Origin of the sequence: Pseudoalteromonas sp. Scap06, from assembly GCF_013394165.1 — a bacterium.
In the GTDB taxonomy this organism is placed as follows: domain Bacteria; phylum Pseudomonadota; class Gammaproteobacteria; order Enterobacterales; family Alteromonadaceae; genus Pseudoalteromonas.
In genome coordinates this window covers 252,318-275,700 of record NZ_CP041331.1, presented here as the reverse complement: position 1 = coordinate 275,700, position 23,383 = coordinate 252,318, and the positions used below count along the sequence as shown (strand labels likewise).

Here is a 23,383-nt window from a genome sequence, read left to right as displayed (position 1 = left end):
CCTTTTATAAAGGGCTGACAATTAAATGCTTCTGCAGTTACACAGTTGTTCATATTTTTTAGTAATACCAATTCGCTTAATTAAGTGGTCTATTTTGAGGCTGGAAAAACGAGTTGATAGCTAGGCAAAAAATTCGCTATTTAGTTGTTCTAAATGAGAATTTTTTAACACAGGTAGCGACACGTTTAGCCCCGCAAAATGATTAAGTATTATTGCGGATTGGTATAAGTGCAATGATGGCTAAGGAGTGCGTGGATGAAGGTTAAGCAAAGCATAATTTTGGGGGGCGAGTTGTTGAGGATTTAGAAAGTAGAGGTGCTAAAACGATAAAAGGGCCTTGCGGCCCTTGGTGAAGTATCGTTCAAGTCAGATAGTGCTTTAACCCCTTAAAGCGCTATCCTATTGTTTTGCAACAGATGGATCATCTCTTTAAGTTTCTAAGCTAGCGAGAGGAAAAACCCAGCAATTGCTGCGCTCATAAGGTTAGCCATAGATCCTGCTAACACTGCTCTGAGCCCTAAGCGTGCGATATCCTTTCGCCGACTAGGCGCCATACCGCCTAATCCACCTAGTAAAATGGCTATCGATGATAAGTTAGCAAATCCACACAATGCAAAAGTAACAATTGCTTGCGTGTGAGCACTTAACGTATCGCGATAATTTATAAAGTCTAAGTAAGCAACAAACTCGTTTACTACTATCTTTTGACCAATAAAGCTGCCGGCTATAATTGCTTCATCCCACGGTACACCGAGTAACCATGCAACAGGAGCAAATAAATAGCCTAATATTTCTTGAAGCGTCAATGTTGGGTAATCGAACCACCCACCAACGCCGCCTAATAAACCGTTTAGTAGAGCAATTAACGCCACGAAGGCAAGTAGCATTGCACCTACGTTAAGTGCTAGATGCATGCCGTTAGCTGCGCCTGATGCTGCTGCATCAATTACATTAACTGGTTTATCATCATCACTTAAATCTAAATCTGCTAAGTTATCTTTAGGAGTTTCTGTTTCTGGCACAATCATTTTTGCCATTAAAAAACCACCTGGCGCCGCCATAAAGCTTGCCGCAATAAGATACTTAAGGTCTACACCAATAATTACGTAACCGGCCATTACAGAGCCTGCTACAGTGGCTAAACCACCTACCATTACTGCAAACAATTCAGACTTAGTCATTGTTGCTATAAATGGCTTAACTATTAGCGGTGCTTCAGTTTGGCCCACAAAAATATTGGCCGTTGCTGAAAGCGATTCTGTACGCGAGGTTTTCAAAAGCTTTTGTAAACCACCGCCTAAAATTCTAATTATCCAATCCATAATGCCTAAGTGATATAAAACAGCTACAAGCGCTGAGAAAAACACAATAACCGGCAATACTTGAATTGCGAATATAAAACCAAGCGTATCTTGCGACGCTAGCGGACCAAATAAAAACCCAATACCGTCATTTGCATAACCAATAACCGATGAAACAGCTGCTGACATGCTTGTTAATACATTTTTGCCTGCTTCAAAAAACAGAACAAAACCGCCAATAACGACTTGCATAGCAAACGCTATACCAACGGTTCTTAAACTAATTGCTTTGCGGTTAGTTGAAGCCGCAAAGGCAATGCCTAGTAGCACCATCATGCCTACTAAGCTCATAAATGTTGTCATACAAACGTTTCCCGTTGTTATTCTTGTAAAATGTATTTTATTTTACTTTTTATAATATCAATCGCAACGCGATTCATACCGCCTCGAGTCACAACTAAATCAGCGTTATGCTTTGAAGGCTCAATAAATTGATAAAACATCGGTCTAACAGTTGCTTGATATTGCTCAACAACAGATTGTAATGTTCTGCCTCTTTGTTCCATGTCGCGCTGCATTCGGCGCATTAAACAAATATCTAGCGGTGTATCTATAAACACCTTAATATCAAATTCTTTATTAAGTGCTTTATCGCTCAGTAATAAAATACCTTCTACAATGAGTATTTTAGCCGAAGCCACACGGCGTGTTTTATCGCTGCGTGTATGTTGGGCATAATCATAAGTTGGTACTTCAACTGAGTGGCCATTACGAAGTTGTGTTAAATGCTCAAGCATTAATTCGTGTTCAAATGCATCAGGATGGTCGTAATTCGTTTGCGTACGATGTGCCATCGGCAAATGCGATTGATCCTTGTAATAAGCATCTTCTTCAATAATGGCGATAGCGCCTGGTTCAAGCTCATTCACCAATTCATTGTATATTGTTTGGCTAAATAGAGATTTGCCGGACGCCGATGCGCCTGCAATAGCTATAATAGTTCGTGTCACTAAAGTTCTCACCCACACAGAAGGATATATTGTTGGTAGATCACAATAGCAAAAAAGACACGATTAATCTCTTTTGCTTCGCTTAAGAGTGCAAATTTATAATGTTTAGGTTTTATGAAACAGGACTTATGTCCTGTACGGAAAAATCGAAGAGCGGATAAAGTAACCACCTAGAACAGATGTGAGGTCACAATGGCAAGAGCAATTATCTTAATGGCGGATAGTTTAGGAATTGGCGCAGCACCCGATGCAGATAAATTCGGTGATGTAGGTGCTAATACATTCGCACATTTACTCAAGGCATATTATGACGAAACTGGCAGCAAGCTTTCGCTTCCTAACCTTTCAAAATTAGGGTTAGTAGATGCATGTGAAGCCGCTGGTAAAGAACCCTGTTTAATTGCTGATCGCAATGAGCCACAAGGCGCATGGGGTTATGCAAAAGAGCTTTCAAGCGGAAAAGATACGCCATCGGGACATTGGGAAATGGCTGGCGTGCCGGTGTTATTTGATTGGGGATATTTCCCAAAAACACAACCGAGTTTCCCACAAGAATTTGTAGACGAGTTTATTGCTCGTACAGGTATTCCGGGCATTTTAGGCAATTGCCATGCATCGGGAACCACCATTTTAGAGCAGCTAGGTGAAGAGCACGTAAAAACAGGTAAACCAATCTGTTACACCTCAGCTGACAGTGTGTTTCAAATAGCCGCGCATGAAGAATCATTCGGCCTAGAGAAGCTTTATCAAGTATGCGAAATCGCACGGGCGCTGCTTGATGAAATGAATATAGGACGAGTGATTGCGCGGCCATTTTTGGGTTCAAATAGTCAAGACTTTGCCAGAACCGGTAATCGTCGTGATTATTCAGTATTACCGCCTTCGCCAACATTGCTTGATGTACTTGCAAAAGACGGTGGCGAAGTCATTAGTATTGGTAAAATTTCAGATATTTATGCGCACCAAGGCATTACCCAAAAGCATAAAGCACCAGGGTTAATGAACTTGCTAGAAAAAACCAGTGAAGTGATGGCAACTGCGCAGGATCACAGTTTAATTTTTACCAATTTAGTTGATTTTGATGAAAAGTTTGGCCATCGCAGAAATCCTGTTGGCTATGCTAAAGCGCTAAAAGAGTTTGATGATTACTTACCAACTATTTTAGAGCAATTAAAGCCAGATGATTTATTAATGATCACCGCCGATCATGGCTGTGACCCTACCTTTCCAGGGTCAGAGCACACTCGTGAGTATGTGCCAGTTATTGCTTATCAGCCAGGAATGAACAACACGCCACTGGGTGAGCGCAATAGCTTTGCTGATATCGGTCAAACACTTGCGCAATGGTTTAACCTAAAAGCGTTAGAGTATGGTGATGGCTTTGTCGATAAGCTAAATACAGTTAAGTAATTTAAAAATACGCTACTATATTTTTAAAGTAATAGGGCTTTTAGCCAAACAAAAGGAAAACAATCAATGAGTACTCCGCATATCAGTGCAAACGTAGGTGATTTTGCCGAAACAGTATTAATGCCAGGCGATCCGCTACGCGCACAATATATTGCTGAAAACTTTTTAGATGATGCAGTGCAAGTAACCGGCGTACGTAACATGTACGGCTTTACTGGAACTTACAAAGGTAAGCCAGTGAGCATTATGGGTTCTGGCATGGGCATTCCTTCAATGTCAATTTATGCTCGTGAGCTTATTGTTAGTTTTGGCGTTAAAAATATTATCCGTATTGGTACCTGTGGTGGTATTGGCAGCGATATTAAAATTCGCGATGTAATCTTTGCACAAGGTGCAAGCACAGATTCTAACGTGAACCGTGCCCGCGTTCGTGGTACTGACTTTGCAGCGATTGCTAACTTTGATTTACTTTTAAACGGCGTTAATGCGGCTAAAGATTTAGGCATTGATGCAAAAGTAGGTAACGTATTTACTACCGATACTTTCTATCAAGCAGACGACACTTTCTACAAAGACCTAGACAAACTAGGTGTACTTGCTGTTGATATGGAAACAGCTGGCCTATACGGCGTAGCAGCAGAATATGGCGCAAAAGCAATGGCATTATTTACCGTAAGCGATCACGTGATCACCGGCGAAGCAACACCTGCAGATGAGCGTCAAACCACGTTCAACGAAATGGTTAAAATTGCCCTAGAGTCAATTTAATTAACTAAATAACCTGAACTTTGGTTAAGAGATTTACTATCCAGAGTTCAGGTTAAATATAACAGTTCCTTGGTAACGTATTCACTAAGTTTTGGAGACACGCCCAAAGTGAAGTGAGACTAAACCCCCAAAGCCGCATTTTATGCGGCTTTTTTTATGCCTGAGATTTTGATGCGAGCTTCGAGCTACGGGCTACGAGCTTTATGTTCCTAGGTTTTAGCACTAGCTCGCAGCTCGTCACTCGAAGCCCGTTGTTTTCTCATTTACTCTCATTCACTTCTCTGTGTTTAAACAAGAAATTAGACTTTAGATGTCAGATTAAAATGCGCGAGGTAAACTTCCGCCTACTGATATGGTTACCTTCTAAATTTACTTTAGGCGGGGCTTTATGCCGTGCAAGGTCATTAATTAAAAAATATTTACCACCGAGAACACTGAGTTTACAGAGAAATGCTTAAAAAATACCAATCCACCTCTGTGTAGCGCAAAGCGCCTCGGAACCCTCTGTGGTGAAAAATTGTTTTTAGCAGTAAGTGCCTTTCGTAGTAGCGATTTTATATCGCGTCAGGTCTAGGATATTAAACACAAATGCGCGAGGTAAACTCCCGCCTACTGATATGGTTAACTTCTAAATTTACTGTAGGCGGAGCTTTATGCCGCGCAAGGTCATTGTTCACAAAGAGGGCAAAGAGACGCTGCGCTGAAAGAGTAGATTAAAGATCTCAGGTTTTAGCACTAGCTCGTTGCTCGATACTCGAAACCCGTAGCCCGAAGCCCGTTGTGTTCCCATTTATTTCCCTGTCAGAATTTATAACTTAATGCTAATGTTTAAGTTATAAAGCTTGCCTTTAAAATGAACAATTTTAAAGTTTTAGCTGATAGCTAAAACACGTCTTAAACTCTGGAGTAACTATGTCTAATTGGATTGATGCGACAGTAAAGTCAGTCAAATGGTGGAATGAATCGTTATTTAGCATAACCGTTCACGCTGATGTAGAGCCGTTTAAAGCAGGACAATTTACAAAGCTTTCTATTATGGACGGTGATAAACGTATAGCTCGCGCCTACTCTTATGTTAACGCCCCTCAAAGTCCTGATTTAGAGTTTTACCTCATTAACGTGGTTGATGGTTTACTATCCTCTCATTTAGCCACTCTCAAACCAGGTGACACCGTATTAATAGAGCGCCGAGCAACTGGTTTTTTTACTCTAGATGAAGTGCCAGCAAGTGAGCAATTGTGGATGCTGAGTACAGGCACAGCAATTGGGCCATTTTTATCAATGCTACAGCAGAGCGAAGTATGGCAAAAATATCAACACATAAATTTAGTGCATGGGGTACGGAAAAATAGCGATTTAAGCTATCAGGAGCTTATTGGCAAACTAAAAAGATTATACACTAGTCAACTCAACTATATTCCGGTTGTTAGCCGTGAGGCGCCTTTACAGGGCTTAGCTGGTAGAATTACCACAGTAATTGAAAACAACGCTTTATATGAGCACGTTGGATTATGCGCCACACCAAATAACGCGCAATTTATGTTGTGTGGTAATCCGCAAATGGTTAAAGACACCACAGAATTATTATTGGCTCAAAACTATAAGCGTAATCGCCGAAAAGAGCCGGGGCATATCACTGTTGAGCAGTATTGGTAGTGAGTTATAACGTTATAATAACTATCTCAGAGGCCTAAAATTTGCTATGTTGCGCTTTAATTGCATTTAGTCTTTGTACTTAGGAAATCCATGAAATCTTTATTTATTATTTGTGCCTGTTTATTGGCCGCTTTCACGTTAAATAGTCATGCTATAGAGCAATCAACACAGCTGGACGAGACTAAACAAACACAGCAAAAAAACGCACCGCAGCAACAAGATGCGCTTGATACATTAAGCCAAGAGGCTAATACACCAAAAAAGCCGGTTGTTGAGAAAGTAAAAGCAGATGACTCTCAAGTACTGGGCAGTGAATCAACAAAGCCCGCACAGCAGCCTAATAGTAAAGCTGATAAAGCACAGGCTGTTGCGCAAGCTGAGCAAGCAGTAACACAAGCAAAAGAAGCACTCACAGCAAGGCAACAAGCCAAAGCAAAACAGTCTCGCGAGTCACTGGCTGTTGTTGAGCAATTAGTAAACGCTTACAACGCGCGTAACATTGAAGAATTTATTCGCATGTATGATGAAGATGTTGAGTTTTATATTTTCCCGAATGAGCTATTATTTAAAGGCAAAGAAAAACTAATAGCGCGTTATGGCATTATGTTTAAAAAACTTAAGTGTCTGCGCTCATCACCAATTAAGCGTATTGTGCATGGTGACATTGTAATAGACCATGAGCTATCAGAAACCTGTTCAACGGATGCGAACGTTATAGATAAACGTTCAGAGCTTATTTCAAGTTATCAGATCAAAGATGGTAAAGTGGTTAGAGTTTTATTTTTTAGGTAATTATTAATTATGCAGCTAAGTGACGAGAAAAAAATTCGCGTAATGTATCGAGTAGAGCCAGGCTGTTTAGGCCCTGATGGCGTAGACCACATTGAAGACTTTTGTCGCTTTGCGAACAAGCACATTAAATCGCCTTATTATGCGCAGTTATTATTTTTACCCCGATACGACAAGCAAAAAGATGAGCGCCAATATAGCGTTAAAAACCGCAATTTATCTCAGGTGCAGGCTAAAGCGTACTTAAATCATTTTGAAATTGACATAGAAGACTTTGAAGAGCAGCTCGACGAGCTGCTCTCTAAATCAATAGATTTATACTTTAAACGCTAGGCTTCATTTGAAACAATAGCATTAAAGCTTTCGTTATCATGTAGGCTGGCAAAAGCACTTTCGTGAAGTAGCTCGTTTCGCAAGTTAGGCGAGTACTCAAGCGACATTTTTATATCAGCTAGAGCATCTGCATGCTCATGGGTTAAAGCATACGCACAGGCTCTTTGCCAATAGGCGTAACCATAATCACTGTCTATATCAATAGCTTGATTACAAAGCTCAATAGCTTGCTCAGTCTCATTTAGCTCTAATAATGCATCCGCTTTGTAGGCAATGGCTTCTACATCTTCTGGTTTACGTTTTAAAATCTCATCGAATATTTCAATTTTATTAGCAATATCACTTTCTAGGTTGGCTCGCATCCATAACGAATGAACTTCGTTGGTGATCGATATACGTTCTTGGTTACTGAGTATTTCTTCAGAGCGAACTCGCAGTTTTTCTTCTAAAATTTTCAAGCGGTCTTCGTACTCGTCAGTAATAACACTAACTCGAGTGTTTACTATATCTTCTACTTTATTTTTTACATCACGTAATGAATTCCAGCCCACCAATACTAAAATAGAAGCGGTGGCGGTGATAATAAAAAATACATTGTTAATCGTGTCGGTTGTGTAAGTTAGCGCCCGATCGGCGGTGTCTAACTGAGCATGAGTGACCTGTTTGGTTAAGTCTTCACGCAGTTTTTGTTGATCTTGGCGTACCGACTTCAATTCGTCGAGAATATAACGCTCAAGTAATGGCTTGTACATCGGTTCTTTTAGCTGTGCTAATTCACGTTGCTGTTGCTCATCCAAGGTTGCAGTGTTTTTATCAGCAGCTTGCACTGCAGATGAAGCACCTATAAAAACAATAAATAGTAAAAAATAAAAACGCATTGATATGCCTAGTTAAAAAATTAATTAATCGCTTCGCTAACTTTAACATGCGCACATCATTGGTACTAGGGTGAGTATAGGGAAGCTGGTATTAACTTGGGTGGCAGTAATTATAGGCAAAAAAAACCAGCCCAAGGTGGGCTGGAAAAAACTACATCAACATCTCAGGGAACAATAGGAGATAGGGCCTAGTGTATGTGTCACTACCTGAATTTTTACTTAACTAAATTCAAATAGTTAAAAATAGGGAAGAAATAAAGGTGCATAAATAATTTATACACCTTTTATAACTATAATTTCATGGCGAAGGGGGGTATTCCACTGTGCACTTAAGATAACCTAAGTCACTTTCAAACCCTTCAGCATACATTACGTGGCTATTTTTAATAACGATCATCTAATTTATAAAAAGTTTTAATATTCATTTGCTGGCAGCATCATCATATTTATAAATGATTGTAATCGTTTTAAAGCATCGCCTTGCTCTAGCGTATCAAAGCAGCTACACGTATATTGAATAAGTAGAGACCATACACGTCATTCATTTAATGGCAATAAAATAACAGCGCTCCCAACTGGTGAATACCAAAAGCAGTAAGCATGGGCGTTTTTATTTATACTTAAAAAGGAGCTCAATATGGATAATCCTAAAGCGGGTAAATGCCCGGTTATGCATGGCAGTAATACCACAACTGAAAACACCAATACAGATTGGTGGCCAAACTCACTGAATTTAGACATTCTTCATCAGCACGATAGTAAAACCAGCCCTTACGATAACGACTTTAATTACGCCGACGCTTTTAATTCATTGGATTTAGAGGCGCTTAAAACCGACCTAAAAAATTTAATGACTCAAAGCCAACCGTGGTGGCCAGCCGATTGGGGGCACTATGGTGGCCTGATGATCCGTATGGCGTGGCATGCTGCGGGCTCGTATCGTTTAGCGGATGGCCGAGGCGGTGGCGGTACGGGTAATCAACGTTTTGCTCCACTTAACTCATGGCCTGATAATGCTAACCTCGACAAAGCTCGCCGTTTGCTGTGGCCAATTAAAAAGAAATACGGCAATAAGCTTTCATGGGCTGATCTGATGATTTTAGCCGGTAATATGGCGTATGAATCAATGGGACTTAAAACCTTTGGCTTTGCTGGCGGACGAGAAGATATTTGGCACCCAGAAAAAGACGTTTACTGGGGCGCAGAAAAAGAATGGCTTGCGCCTAGTGATGAGCGTTATACCCAGGTTGATAAACCCGATACCATGGAAAACCCATTAGCAGCAGTACAAATGGGCTTAATTTATGTAAACCCAGAAGGGGTTAATGGCAAGCCCGATCCGCTTAAAACCGCAGATCAAGTACGCGAAACCTTTGCCCGCATGGCCATGAACGACGAAGAAACCGCAGCACTTACCGTTGGTGGCCACACTGTTGGTAAAACTCACGGTAATGGTAAAGAAGAAAACTTAGGCCCAGAGCCAGAAGCTGCCGACGTACATGAGCAAGGCCTTGGTTGGAATAACCATAAAACCCGTGGCATTGGCCGCGATACCATGACCTCAGGTATTGAGGGCGCATGGACAACCTACCCAACTAAATGGGATAACGGCTATTGTAAATTGTTACTCAATTACGAATGGGAGCTAACAAAAAGCCCTGCCGGTGCTCATCAGTGGGAGCCGGTTAATATTAAAGAAGAAGATAAACCCGTTGATGTGGAAGACTCATCAATTCGTTTAAACCCAATAATGACCGATGCCGACATGGCAATGAAGCTCGACCCCGCATATCGTAAAATTATTGAGCGTTTTAATGACGATTTTGAGTACTTTACTGACGTATTTGCTCGCGCATGGTTTAAGTTAACCCACCGTGATTTAGGGCCAAAATCGCGCTATTTAGGTGCCGATGTACCAAGCGAAGATTTAATCTGGCAAGACCCAATTCCAACGGTTGATTACACCTTAAGCGACGCTGAAATAACCGACTTAAAAGCGAAGCTACTCAATTGTGGATTAAGTGAAACCGACTTAATTAATACCGCATGGGACAGCGCACGTACTTATAGAGGCTCCGATCACCGTGGTGGTGCTAATGGCGCCCGTATTCGCCTAGCTCCGCAAAATAACTGGCAAGGTAACGAGCCTGCGCGTTTAGCCAAGGTACTTAGCGCACTTGAAACACTGCAATCGAGTTTAATTAAGCCTGTTAGTATGGCTGATTTAATCGTACTTGGCGGCACCGCTGCAGTAGAGCAAGCTGCTAAAAAGGCCGGAGTTGATGTAACCATACCATTTACCCCAGGGCGTGGCGATGCAACTGATGATATGACCGACGCAGAGTCATTTGAGCCATTAGAGCCAATTCATGATGGCTTTAGAAACTGGTTGAAAAAAGACTACGCTGTATCCGCCGAGGAGCTATTACTGGAGCGCAGCCAATTAATGGGCTTAACCGCGCCAGAAATGAGCGTGTTACTAGCTGGTATGCGCGTACTGGGCACTAACTATGGCAATAGTGAGCATGGCGTATTTACCGACAACGTAGGCGTACTGAGTAACGACTTCTTTGTTAATTTAACCGACATGAACAACCGCTGGGAACCTGCAAGTAAAGGCGAGTACAACATAGTTGACCGTGCAAGCGGTAAAACTAAATACACGGCTACGCGGGTTGATTTAGTGTTTGGTTCAAACTCAATCCTACGTGCATTAGCAGAGTTTTATGCTCAAGACGATAACAAAACCCGTTTTGTACACGACTTTATAAATGCATGGGTAAAAGTAATGAACGCCGATAGGTTTGATATTAAATAAACCTTTTTAATATTTAAAAAGGAGCAGTAATGCTCCTTTTTTTTATTATTTGAAAGTTACGAGCTGCGGGCAACGGGCAACGGGCAACGGGCTGCGAGGCGCGAGGCGCGAGCTAGTGCTAAAATCTGAAACCTTTATCCTTTAACCTACTCTTTCAGCGCAGCGCCTCATAGCCCTCTTTGTGCATAATTCACTAAAAGCTATTTGAACACAGAGAAGCGAATGAGAGTAAATGAGAAGACAACGGGCAACGGGCTGCGAGACGCGGGCAAAATGCAGCGCCTCATAACCTTCAGTGGTAAATAAATCACTTAAAAGTTATTTGCACAAAGAGCAAAGAATGAGTGCAAATGAGCAAAAAAACACAGCCTTTCTTTGCTTTTTATAAATAAATTACTAATTGCGTTATAATTAATACTAAGCATAATTTTGGCGAACCCCGAACCCCGAACCCCGAACCCGACGAACCCCAGAACTGAACCCCGAACCCCAGACGAACCCCGAACCCTGAACCCCGAACCCTGAACCCTGAACCCCTGAGAACCTGAACCCCGAACCCCAGACCCCGAACCCTGAACCCCGAACCCCGAACCCCGAACCCCGAACTGAACCCCGACGACCCCGAACCCCGAACTGAACCCCGAACGAACCCCGAACCCCGAACCTGAACCCCGAACCCCGAACCCCGAACCCCGAACCCCGAACCCCGAACCCCGAACCCCGAACCCCGAACCCCGAACCCCGAACCCCGAACCCCGAACCCCGAAATACAGACACAAAAAAACGGCGCTTAAACAAGCACCGCTTTTAAAATGGTTTAGGCTATTTCTTTAACCTAGCTCTTAAGCTACTTTGTTTTCTTCGCAGCTTGCCAGGTATTCGTCAAACGTACCTTGAAAGTCAATCACTTGCTTGTCTTTAATATCAACAATACGCGTTGCTAGTGACGATACAAACTCACGGTCGTGGCTTACAAAAATAAGCGTGCCTTTAAAATCTTTTAGCGCATTGTTAAGCGCTTCAATGGCTTCCATATCCATGTGGTTTGTTGGTTCATCCATTATTAGTACGTTAACGTCTTGCATCATTAACTTACCGAATAACAGACGGTTTTTCTCACCACCTGAACAGTTACGCGCTTTTTTATTTGAATCGTCTGCGGTAAATAATAAACGCCCTAACATGCCACGAACCATTAAATCGTTGTGTTTAGCAGTGCGCCACTGCGACATCCAATCAAATAAAGTTAAGTCGTTATCAAAGTCTTTGCTGCTGTCTTGTGGGCAGTAACCAAAGGTCGCGTTTTCTGACCATTTAACTTCACCGTGTAAACTTTCAAGCTCGTTAACTAAACAACGTAAAAAGGTGGTTTTACCCACACCGTTTTCGCCGATAACCGCAAGCTTTGCACCCGCTTCAAGCAATAAGTCGCCGCCGGTAAATAACGTTTCACCGTCAAACCCATGGCCAAGTTTGGTTAGCTCAAGCGCTTGGCGATACATTTTTTTGCCTTCGTCAAAGCTCAGTGACGGGCTCATACGGCTTGATGCTTTAACTTCATCAAGCTTAATTTTGTCCATTTTTTTAGCGCGCGAGCTGGCTTGTTTTGCTTTAGAGGCATTAGCACCAAAACGGTTAACAAAGTCTTGCAGCTCGTCTATTTCAGCGCTTTTTTTCGCGTTTTCAGCTAATAACTGTTCGCGTTGCAAGCCCGAGGCTTCAAGGTACTTTTCGTAATTACCTGGGTAAATACGCAGCTCGCCGTAATCAATATCGGCCATGTGCGTACATACCGAGTTTAAAAAGTGACGGTCATGGGAAATAATAATCATGGTACATTTACGTTGGTTAAGCTCATTCGCAAGCCACGTAATAGTATGAATGTCCAAGTTATTGGTTGGCTCATCTAGTAGCAAAATGTCAGGATTAGCAAATAGTGCCTGTGCTAACAGCACACGCAATTTCCAACCAGGGGCTACGTTCGCCATTAAACCATAATGAAATTCTTTATCGATACCTGCATCAAGTAGTATTTCTTCTGCGCGGCTTTCTGCGGTGTAACCGTCCATTTCAGCAAAGATGCTTTCAAGCTCGGCCACTTTCATGCCGTCTTCTTCGCTCATTTCAGGCAACGAGTAGATACGGTCGCGCTCTTGTTTTACTTTCCAAAGCTCAACGTCGCCCATAATTACCGCGTCAACTACGCTGTATTGTTCAAACGCAAACTGATCTTGGCTTAGGTTACCTAATTTTAGCCCTGGCGTAATAGACACATTACCTGCACTAGGCGTAAGCGCACCGCTTAAAATTTTCATAAATGTCGACTTGCCGCAGCCGTTAGCGCCAATTAAACCGTAACGGTTACCGTTACCAAATTTAGCTGAAATGTTTTCAAACAACGGCTCTGCGCCAAACTGCATCGTAATATTTGCGGTGGAGATCAAAAAAAGTAATCCTAGAAAATTAATGGCAGGGTTAAGCTGCAGCAAGGTGCCGCATAAATAAACAAGCGATAGAGTAAATAATAGGCCGCGAATTATACAGATCCACGCCCAAAGATGAAAGGTAAAAGAATAAAGCTTAAAAGCTATAACCGCTGATAAATAGCGTGTATGTTGCTTTTATTTTGCTTAATTAACTCATTTATAGTTTGTAACTCGACTTGGTTAATGGTTTTTTTACTCAACATTAAATGAATCGAACTCTTATTAATGGCCGCCATATTAGGAACAGGCTTAACGCTTGGATGTTGGTTTATAAAATATTGTGCAGCTACTTCGTCTTCTATTGCATAATCAACCCTGTTTTTACTAAGCATAGCAAAGCGTTTGTCGGCTGTGGGCATCATAATAACGTGAGCAGGATGATTTTGTTTAAACTGCGCAAATGCTGCGCCATAATAACTACCGCGACCAATAGCGAGCGTTAAATCTCTATAAAAAATATCGCTTAGGTTATTTATATCAGGAGAGTCGCTATATTTATAAAGGCGCATTATTTCATCGCGATAAGTATCGCTAAAATAGGCATAACTTTGTCTATCAGGGGTTATGCTGGCTGCAAAAACAATATCAATACGGCCTTCTTTTAACTCTTCAAAAGCACGAGCAGAAGTAGGCAGCAACATAAACTTTAAACAAAAAGGTGAGCTGTTAAAAATCGTATTTACCACATCAATCTCAACGCCGGTTAAATTGTTATTAACTGCCACCACATAAGGCGGCCAGTTGCGTTCATTAGTACCCACTTTAAGTGTTTTGGCACAGGCAAATACCTTAAAACTACCAATTATTAGTAATACAACAAAAGCGAGTCTTAGCATTTTATTACTCTAAAGAATGACTACAACTAAGTATACACTAGCTGGCAGATTTATCCCGCTTGTAATAAATAAAGAGCGCGCAGTGCAGGTAGCCCAGTAAAAACAAATGCGGGGACTTAAGGGGTCGACACTAACTTAACGCTTGATAGCTTATAACGGCTTGAATAAGCGTTTATTCAAGCCGTTAGATTGCAGGGTAAATAACAATCATGTTTCATATAACTTTAATATTTTCAAAGATGTAGAGTTAATAGGTAAAAGTGTAAACAATATGAGTTTAGTGCAGTTAAACAATGCTTTTTTGTAATGAAAACATACTACTTAGGGCGTAATATTGCTCTTATCTCTGTATTTATTAATTATGATCCTGTAGATTAGTTATAAATGAATGCCAGATTAATAAATAAACCAAGGAGCGGTGAGTTTAGTGCCTACTACAACACTCAATTACTATAATCAACATGCACAAACTTTTAGCGACTCAACGCTCAATGTTGATATGTCGGCGCTTTACGCTGAGTTTTTACCGCTTATCCCTAAACATGGCCATATTTTAGATGCTGGCTGTGGCAGTGCCCGCGACGCCATGTATTTTAAACAGCAAGGTTTTACTGTTAGCGCGTTTGATGCAAGCGAAAATATTGCAAAGTTAGCCAGTAATTATTTACAACAAACTGTAGAGGTTAAAAACTTTCAGCAGCTTAGTTGTACAAATATGTACGACGGCGTTTGGTGTTGCGCCAGTTTATTGCATGTGCCAAAAGTAGAGTTACCGCAGGTGTTTTTAAAGCTGCAAAATGCCCTAAAACCAAACGGTGTTTTGTATGTGTCGTTTAAATACGGCACGCAAGAGCGCGTGAATAACGGCCGCGAATTTACCGATTTAAATGAAGATGGCCTAACCGCGCTAATTACCCAGCACACCGAGCTTAAAATACTAAAACAATGGCAAACGGTTGACCAACGCCCAGAGCGCGAAAGCGAAGTATGGCTAAATGCCCTAATTAAAGCAGTGCCGGTTTTATGATTGGCGCAATGCAGCAACAACTCGACTTTATTGCCTATATTCAGCGCATGCTGGTTGAGGGAGAGTTCACCGCAACGTATAAATATGCACTATTACATGCTATTGCTGATATCTGCGTAGAACAGCAAAATGAAGATCAGAGTGCGCCAATGGAAATAAAAATCGACACGTTAGTCGATAAATTTATTCAACTTTATTGGAACCACTCAATGCCTTACGCTGCGCACTCTACCGATATTATTACTAATACTGAAGATATGCTGTTAAAGCAAAATAGCCAAGGACAGGCAAAGTTCATCACCGAAATTTACAAACTACAAAATGCAGGTGTGAAAAGTTACAACGCATTCAAAAACTACCAACAATATAACCAAGTAATTAGTTCTCTTAGGCGAACATTTATCGATGGCCCTCTTTGGCGCTTACAGTTACTTTCGGGTAAAGAAGAATGTTTTTTATATCCCCATATACTTTTAGGTAAAGGCAGAGAGCCCAAGCGAATTGTTTTAAATGCTGGTATAGCTCAGTGTTTTAGGCGTTTTTACGATTTGGTTGTGCATCTTAGTGTTACTGAATGGATAGAAAAAGTACAAACTATAAAAGCGAATCAAACACTATTAGGATCGCAAAGCCAGCTACAAGAGTTCTTGTTTGGCAGTAACAGAACTGCGTTAAAAGTGGTAACTCCACTATTGATAGATATTCAAAACGGGCTTTGCTTTTACTGCCAAAAGCCAATGAATCTAAAAAACGAAAAAGAAACTAAAAAAACGCCAGAGATCGATCACTTTATTCCTTTTAAGCGCTATCCAAACGACTTAGCACATAACTTTGTTGCTGCGCATGCTGATTGTAATAACAATAAGCGAGACCACCTCGCAGCTTTTGCTCACCGCGACCGCTGGCTAGAACAAAATCTTGATATTCATAAGGCCGAAATAACTAATAAACTGCAACCTTACTTTTATTGCGATGCTGATAAATCGCTTGCAGTAAGCAATTGGGCGTATCAGGTAGCCGAATCAAGCAGTGCTAAATTATGGCTTGGCAAAAACAGTTTCGAACAAGCAAAACCAACTGCTGAGTTGTTTACGTTTCCAAACGCATCACAACCTGAGTTAAATCAAACTGCTAAGCCCGAAGTTAGCTTAAAATCAATAGATAATGCATTAAAGCTGCCGTATTTCCCCAATATAAAAATAGCCTGTGGGCATTTTAAAACAGGGGATGAAAGCGACATGGAATTGATGGACGCGCCATTTGGCGCGGGGAAGCTCGACCCGCAAGTACATTTTTTAGCACACGCATCGGGTAACTCAATGAATGGCGGTAAACATCCAATACTTGATGGTGATTTATTGCTACTTGAGCTTATAACGTCCGATAGAGCCGGATCGCTACGCGGCCAAATAGTGGCAATAGAGCGAGATGATATAGGCGGGGAAGGGCAGTATTTACTGCGCAAAGTTAATAAATTACCTAATGGGCAATATGAGCTAATTGCTCAAAACCCCGATTACGAAGTAATGATTGCTGATGAAAGCATGCGAACCTTCGCGCGGTTTAAACAAGTGGTTGCAGAGTAGTTTGTAGTCGCGCTTTAGCTTGTAGGCGCAGAGCTTGCTCGCGCGAAAAGCGAAGCTTTTAAATTTTTAGGTCCTGCCGTAGGCGGGAGTTTACCTCGCGCTTTTAAATTGTAGGTCGTACTTTAGAGCGTCAATGTGATTGATAATATTAGGAATTGTGAAGGGATTTAATAACCTCTATTCGAGGTTTTATCGCGTTGGCGATGGCAACCAAAGGGCGGCTGCCGCCGACCGCCCTTTGGAATCCCACGGCGCCCCGAGGATCACACTGTGTCCTCAAATTAAAAATTGATGTGAACGTAATCGCCGTGTATTCGCCGTCCATGGCGAAGTCACGGCTTAACTTGCATCCATGCAAGTGATTACTCATCAATTGATAACTTTCGGGTGTGATCACGGGGAGTTGGAGTGAGTTGGTAGATTGGTGAACATGATTATATATGAGAGTTGTCTACATGCTATACATAGTTCATTTGAATAAATGATTGATGCAATATTTACTACAGAAATTTTCTTTTAATATAAATAATGAGAATGAAAATGACAAAAGAATCTTTACTTAAAGAAATTAAATCTCTAAAAAGTGATTTTGAAGAAAACAGAAAAAAAGCCAAACCTAATCATCTTATAGCGCGAAGGCTTGGAAGCTTTTCCTTATTTCTTTTTATAGCAAGTACCTTAATCGCTATAAACCTTAAATTAACAGGTATTAACTTAAACTTAAAATTCGACCCTTTTAATTACTTATGGCTATTATTAATGCCTTTGATTCTCGTGCTTTACTACTATTTTTTTATACACTTGATGAAAAGTGAGGGCGAAAAAAAACTATTGTTTGGTTTAAGGCTCTTTAATTTCTTTATTTTTGTCTTTTATGTTTTTGCTCTGGTTGTGTTTAAAACGGCTGATATCATTTTATTACTTTCTGGTGGTTTTTTGCTAAGTTATTTTATTTGTTACTTATCAAATAAACAGTATGGATATACTCGCAGCTGGTCTAGAAGTGAAAAGTATTACTTTTTACTTCAATCTCTTGAATGGGAAGTTAGCCAAGTAGATGAAGAAAAAAAATATCTAAAAGATATTAAGCTAGACGAATTGACTTCTAAATTTACTAAAATTATAGAGTTGCAGCTAAATGAACGTCAACGCGACATCATTGGTGATTACTTATCTGCTAATGAATTATTACTTAATTGGACAAAAAAATAAAAAGGGAAATTATGATTGATTCAATAAGAAAAAGAGAAAAAATGCCAATAGTATTAGATTTAAACAAAGTAGATTTTGAAAGAAATATTCAAGAAGGTGAAATATGGCAACAGGATGCAGTATTTGAATTTAATCAGCGATTAGCAAAAACAATAAAACAAGCAAAAAAGCATAAGGATAATGAAGGTAATAACCCTACAATTATTCATGATGCAATATTCATTGGTGGTGCAAGAGGAACAGGAAAAACAGTTTTTTTACAAAATATAAAAGGCTTTTGGAAAAAGTATAAAGATGAAAATGATTTGGATGTGAAAGCACATTTTTGCGACTCTATTGATCCAACCCTTTTAGTAGATCATGATAATTTTGCTAATGTCATAATTGCACATTTATATAATGAAGTGGAAACGTATTTAGAATCAAAACAATGTAATACTGTTAATCAGGATTCATTTTATCAATCCTTAAGAATCGTATCAAAATCACTAGGAAAACAGGAAAATTTAGAAGATGGTTTGAGTGGTTTGGATCGCGTAATCAAATACCGTAGTGGAATACAGTTAGTTAAACATTTTGATAGTTATATTAATGAATGCAGAAAAATATTAGACGTTGATGCAATTGTTCTACCTATAGATGATATTGATATGGCATTAGCCCGTGCATATGATGTTTTAGATATTGTGCGCCGATTATTAGGTTGTCCTAAAATAATTCCTATAATTACAGGTGATCTAGAGTTATATGAACCAATAATAGAAAATCGATTCACAAAAGACGAAGGTGACAAATCAAACGAAATAATTGGAAGTCAAAAAGCTGAACAGTTAACGCAAGAGTATCTAAAAAAAGTAATACCCCACCATAATCGAATCAGCTTAGAACCAATAGATAGACTTTTACCTGGTATGATTATTTATGATTTTGGCGATACAGAAAAGCGTGAACCATTAAGTTATAAAGACTATATGACTAAATTTATTTCTTGCTTATTTGGTCCATTGAATAGTGAAGAAAAAAGCTGTGATTGGCCAAAGCCTGATTCAGCTCGTGAAGTTACCCAATTAGTTCGAGATTTTTCTCCTAGTGAACTAACAAAAGAAAACCGCGCTGAATTATGGCAACGCTATATTGTGTGGGCAAGATTAAAGCAAAATAGTGTAGCTTATTCAAATGCAGTTACAGCACTGCAAATAGAAAACTCCAAGGTAAAAGAAGCTAATGATTATATAACTTTAAATAAATTACATTCATTTAATCCAATATTACAAATGAACGACTTGACACCTAAATGGCAAGGCAAGCTATTTTTTGGAGAACAAGTTTCAGATAAATTGAATGCAGATAATGAACTTGTAAAAAGAATGAGTCAGCATTTTGAAGAGTTCAAAAATAAAAAGGTATATAGGAGCATGCCTATAATTGAACATTTTTACGGAAAGTTTAAATTAACCAGTGAATCAATAACTGACGAAAATATACAAGAAACGACTTCTAAAGGTAAAGAGCAAGATTCGCGAAATGATAAACGTATGCTCCTAGATATTTTTACATATAACAACTACTACGATTTAACTTTAAAAACACAAAGGCAAATATTTTTTAGTCGAGCTTATGAACTATTGGCTATTTCATTACTTAATTTCGATTTCAAACTCGAAGTTGAGAATAAAGATTACTTAGATAAAAGATTACATCATTGGGAATCAATTTTAAAAGACTTATTTAGTAGAACGCCATTTTATACAGTTCCCGCTTTATTTCCGACTAAAGCATTTAATATTGGTCCAGAAGAAGAGCTGACTGATGAAGAGGAAATTAAATTAGTATCAAATATTACAATCAGAGAACTTTCATCTGATATAGCTACATGGGAGGTCAAATACTTATCTAATTTAAAATATTATAAAAATGATTCTTTGATGCCTATTATATATTCGGTTTTTAATAAGTCATTTACCCAGTTACGTTTATTGAAAGATAGAATTCAAAAAAGCGCCTCAAATGATTATAAAAATGAAACCCTGACTGATTTAGCTTTAAGGTTCAAGTACATCGTAATTAATGCATTTGCGACCTTTATGAAGCCAAGCCCTGTTGTATTACAAAATGTAGCTTTCACAAGTAATTTAAATTTAATCCGAAATTTTGGAGAGCACCGTCGTTACTCACCACCTTTAAGAGATAACGTAGGGTATTTTTTCAACTTTACAGATTCCAAAGATAATAAACCATTCAGTGAAATAAAAGATGATTTAGGAGGTGATATTGAACACAAAGCCCTTCTACTACAAGCTATTGCAAATCATCCTATCTTCCAATTACTGGAGAATGAAGAACTTAAAAATGGTGCTTTTCAATTATTAATTAAAAAAAATAATCGTAGTAATGATATAACCGAATCAGACTTGGAAGAAACAAAAATATCAGAGTTAAATATCAAGCCAATTCCATTAGAGGATTTCAAATTCTTACAAGAAAAGTTACTAAAGAAACAAAACCTAGATAGTAGTGATCATAGCTTGATGTTTGGGGTAAGCGAAGAGGATATAGCTGCTTGGGATGAAAATTCTAAAGAGAAGAATAAGCAACTTGTGATCGCTAGGGCTAAACTAATATGTACACTACTCAAAATCAAATATAATGGAAGAATTGAAAAGGTAAAATTCTACATTGACAATTTGAAGAGTATATAAAAATGCTATTACTCGATCTTGAATGGTTGGCACCCGTCACGCGGCTTCGTTCAGATAGATGGCTTGAATTTTATGTACAATGCGGAGATGGCAAGCTCACTTTAAATAGAGAGAGAGCTGCTAATGAAGCTGCTGATTTAGCGTTATTTGATCACCAATTTTACTTAGAAAACATGCACCGACGTGATGATAATAAAGCTATAAATAATATCTGGGGGAGTGGCTATCAGGCAAGCTCAGTATTAAAGCAATTACAGGCAATGCAACAAAAGTTACTCGTTTGGCAAGGTTCAAACTTTACTGTTAATGAAAACAATTTAAAGCATTGGTCTGCTATTTTATCAAAAATAGATCCTGTTTGGCTTATAGCAATAGGTTACAGCGATAAACTAAAACAAAATTTACTACACGTAGATAACGTAAGTGAATTAATAGACGAACAATGCTTTTCTGCATTCCCTAAAGGGTTTAGTCAAAAGAAATATGCAGATAATCATGTACATTTAGGCGGGAACGGTAATTATACTCCAGCTCTAGCTGAAGTATCTTTATTTTTAAAAAGCAAACCTAAATCATTTTATGACAACAGCACATCGACTCCGAAACTACCCGAGTTTACCAAATATTCAAGTGGTGAGCGTAATATTAACGAGTTACCAGTTCTTATAAAGTTGTTGTTCAACGATTTAATAGCAGCACTGAGTAAGGGTAACAGCAAATGTAATAAAGTAGATTGGCAACGTCCTCAGTTTTGGACAATTCCTGATGAAAGTATTGGAGATCTACTAACTACAGACTCTAAAAATAATAACGTAACTAAGCTACTTAATGCTGCCATTAATTGTAATAGACAAGACTCAAATAAGATGTGGTTATTAATAGCTATAGCGTTAGTGCATCATGGGGATGTTGGCGCAAGCTGCGACCTTTGGTTATATAAACTGAGTGCTTACATAACGGGAAATAATATTTTACGCTCTATGATGATTAGTTCTGGTGTGGGTCTAACAAGTTTTATTGAGCACTTCTCTTTTAAACCGAGACAGAGCCATGGTCAAGTCATAGCATATGGTAAACATAGTTATGAAAGTGACTCAGATAAAAATACGTTGCGTGAATTTAAAATATCAGAGCAAACAGTTACAGCAAGGCAGTTAACTAAGTTTGGTTTTGATTTTATAGAAAAGAATCAGTTTAAAAATAAGCAATTTACCTTTCATTTTAGTCGTTCGTTTAAACAAAACTATCATGCCAAAGAAAACCTTCAAATATATGATAAGCGTTATACAACAAAGCGATTAGAACTATTAAAATCGTTACGTAGGCTGCAAAAAGTCTTTACATCTTCAACATTACAAAAATATGAGTATGAAAAGCTAGGTAATTCGAAAGTGCAAAGTTTAAATTTATGCGCGCTGATTCGAGGAATTGATGTTTCAGGTAATGAAAATCATTTTCCAATTGAGGTTTTTGCCCCCTCGATACGAGTGTTAAGAAAGAACGCTTATCGACCAGATAATAAACATTTTGTCCCTCAAAGAAAACTGCATTTAAGTATTCATGCCGGAGAAGATTTCAGCCATTTATTGACTGGTTTAAGAACCATTGATGAAACAATAGAGTTTTGTGATTACGAATCTAGTGACAGAGTAGGCCATGCTCTAGCATTAGGAATTGACGTTAAAAAGTGGGCTTCTCGCCAGCAGCGTTCATACGTCCCTTTGAGTTCACATTTAGATAATTTAGTGTGGGCATATAATCATGCTATTGAGGTTACGAAAAAAGCCCCACGGTTTAATGTAATGTTAGCTGTTTTTGAGAGGAAAATATCAAAGTGGAGTCATAAATTATTTGATGAGGATAGATCTAAATATACCTTGTTTGAAGCTTGGCGTTTAAGACGAAATTGCCCAGAATATTTTGATACAGAGCTAAATAATAGTAGTGAAGAGGCTGCGGCTTGGTTACCTGATTTTAAATCGAAAAGAATTAATATGAATTCAGAGGCTATTAAGTATTGGAAAGAATATACTGATAATGGAATTAAAAAAATAAATGCGGCTGAAAAAATTGTTAGTGTTTATTTTGGAGGCGACCATGCTCCCTTTATAAATGATAAGTATAGTGAGGTTGTCGATGACTTTGAACTTGATTTTTATGAAGCTCTTCAAGATTATTTGATCGAGAAATATAGCAAAAAAGGTGTCGTTATTGAGGCTTGTCCAACATCTAACATTTATATTGGTCGGTTTAAGTGCTATTCAGAGCACCCTGTCTATCGATGGTATCCTGTAGATAGTAGTTTACTTAATACAGGCGAAAAATTTAATCGTTTTGGTATTCGCACCGGACCTATTACTGTTTGTGTGAACACTGATGATGCTGGGCTTATGCCTTCTACAATTGAAAATGAGCATCGTATTTTAAAAGAGATAGCTATAAGTCATTTTAATATCGGTAATGAAATGGCCGAATGTTGGATTGAAAGGTTACGCAAAATTGGTATAGATATTTTTAAATCAAACCATATTGACTGTAGGGATTAGATTCTTGAACTATTTAACTTAATTTAGA

The 23,383-nt window shown here is 39.1% G+C and carries 16 protein-coding genes; 11 read left to right on the top strand and 5 right to left on the bottom strand.

Annotated elements, in window-relative coordinates; genetic code table 11:
- Positions 1–437 precede the first annotated feature (437 nt).
- On the bottom strand, positions 438–1,664 hold the full coding sequence (locus tag FLM47_RS16690) for a NupC/NupG family nucleoside CNT transporter (RefSeq protein WP_138609254.1): 1,227 nt from the start codon (positions 1,662–1,664) through the stop codon (positions 438–440).
- A 17-nt stretch (positions 1,665–1,681) separates the two neighbouring features.
- On the bottom strand, positions 1,682–2,311 hold the full coding sequence (gene udk / locus FLM47_RS16685) for a uridine kinase (RefSeq protein ID WP_008110733.1): 630 nt from the start codon (positions 2,309–2,311) through the stop codon (positions 1,682–1,684).
- A gap of 192 nt (positions 2,312–2,503) precedes the next feature.
- Here udk and FLM47_RS16680 point away from each other — a divergent pair, with 192 nt between their 5' ends.
- From FLM47_RS16680 to FLM47_RS16660, 5 genes are all read left to right on the top strand, one after another.
- The gene (locus FLM47_RS16680) at positions 2,504–3,721 is read left to right on the top strand and encodes a phosphopentomutase (protein ID WP_138609256.1); all 1,218 of its coding nucleotides are present in this window, start codon (positions 2,504–2,506) and stop codon (positions 3,719–3,721) included.
- 66 nt (positions 3,722–3,787) lie between these two features.
- Positions 3,788–4,489, top strand: coding sequence for a purine-nucleoside phosphorylase (gene deoD, locus FLM47_RS16675; RefSeq protein WP_008110728.1), 702 nt, complete (start codon positions 3,788–3,790; stop codon positions 4,487–4,489).
- 912 nt (positions 4,490–5,401) lie between these two features.
- Entirely contained in the window at positions 5,402–6,145 is a 744-nt protein-coding gene (locus FLM47_RS16670; RefSeq protein ID WP_178957020.1) for a ferredoxin--NADP reductase, read from the top strand.
- Positions 6,146–6,235: 90 nt separating this feature from the next.
- The gene (locus FLM47_RS16665; RefSeq protein WP_178957019.1) at positions 6,236–6,937 is read left to right on the top strand and encodes a nuclear transport factor 2 family protein; all 702 of its coding nucleotides are present in this window, start codon (positions 6,236–6,238) and stop codon (positions 6,935–6,937) included.
- A gap of 9 nt (positions 6,938–6,946) precedes the next feature.
- Positions 6,947–7,267, top strand: coding sequence for a hypothetical protein (locus FLM47_RS16660; RefSeq protein WP_008112665.1), 321 nt, complete (start codon positions 6,947–6,949; stop codon positions 7,265–7,267).
- Here the strand turns inward: FLM47_RS16660 and FLM47_RS16655 are convergent.
- A complete protein-coding gene (locus tag FLM47_RS16655; protein ID WP_138606994.1) occupies positions 7,264–8,145 on the bottom strand; it encodes a tetratricopeptide repeat protein in 882 nt (293 codons plus the stop codon). The two genes, FLM47_RS16660 and FLM47_RS16655, sit on opposite strands and share 4 nt — an antisense overlap.
- Positions 8,146–8,782: 637 nt before the next feature.
- Between FLM47_RS16655 and katG the strand changes: the two genes are divergently transcribed.
- Positions 8,783–10,963: a catalase/peroxidase HPI gene (katG, locus tag FLM47_RS16650; RefSeq protein ID WP_178957018.1), complete on the top strand. Its 2,181-nt coding sequence runs from the start codon at positions 8,783–8,785 to the stop codon at positions 10,961–10,963.
- An 842-nt stretch (positions 10,964–11,805) separates the two neighbouring features.
- On the opposite strand, the gene FLM47_RS16645 is transcribed toward katG, so the two are convergent.
- Both FLM47_RS16645 and FLM47_RS16640 read right to left on the bottom strand, forming a co-directional pair.
- Complete coding sequence (locus FLM47_RS16645; RefSeq protein ID WP_076923146.1) at positions 11,806–13,407, bottom strand: ABC-F family ATPase; 1,602 nt, start codon at positions 13,405–13,407, stop codon at positions 11,806–11,808.
- A gap of 143 nt (positions 13,408–13,550) precedes the next feature.
- Entirely contained in the window at positions 13,551–14,285 is a 735-nt protein-coding gene (locus FLM47_RS16640) for an ABC transporter substrate-binding protein (protein WP_178957017.1), read from the bottom strand.
- 427 nt (positions 14,286–14,712) lie between these two features.
- On the opposite strand from FLM47_RS16640, the gene FLM47_RS16635 reads away from it, so the two are divergent.
- The 5 genes from FLM47_RS16635 (at position 14,713) to FLM47_RS16615 (ending at position 23,355) form a co-directional block, all read left to right on the top strand.
- Positions 14,713–15,312: a bifunctional 2-polyprenyl-6-hydroxyphenol methylase/3-demethylubiquinol 3-O-methyltransferase UbiG gene (locus tag FLM47_RS16635; protein WP_075170353.1), complete on the top strand. Its 600-nt coding sequence runs from the start codon at positions 14,713–14,715 to the stop codon at positions 15,310–15,312.
- Positions 15,309–16,898, top strand: coding sequence for a S24 family peptidase (locus FLM47_RS16630; RefSeq protein ID WP_178957016.1), 1,590 nt, complete (start codon positions 15,309–15,311; stop codon positions 16,896–16,898). The genes FLM47_RS16635 and FLM47_RS16630 overlap by 4 nt, the downstream gene beginning before the upstream one ends.
- Before the next feature lie 540 nt (positions 16,899–17,438).
- Positions 17,439–18,110, top strand: a complete 672-nt coding sequence (locus FLM47_RS16625; protein WP_178957015.1) for a hypothetical protein — start codon at positions 17,439–17,441, stop codon at positions 18,108–18,110.
- An 11-nt stretch (positions 18,111–18,121) separates the two neighbouring features.
- The gene (locus FLM47_RS16620) at positions 18,122–20,809 is read left to right on the top strand and encodes a hypothetical protein (protein WP_178957014.1); all 2,688 of its coding nucleotides are present in this window, start codon (positions 18,122–18,124) and stop codon (positions 20,807–20,809) included.
- Between the two features lie 2 nt (positions 20,810–20,811).
- Complete coding sequence (locus tag FLM47_RS16615) at positions 20,812–23,355, top strand: hypothetical protein (protein WP_178957013.1); 2,544 nt, start codon at positions 20,812–20,814, stop codon at positions 23,353–23,355.
- The last annotated feature ends 28 nt before the right edge of the window (positions 23,356–23,383 follow it).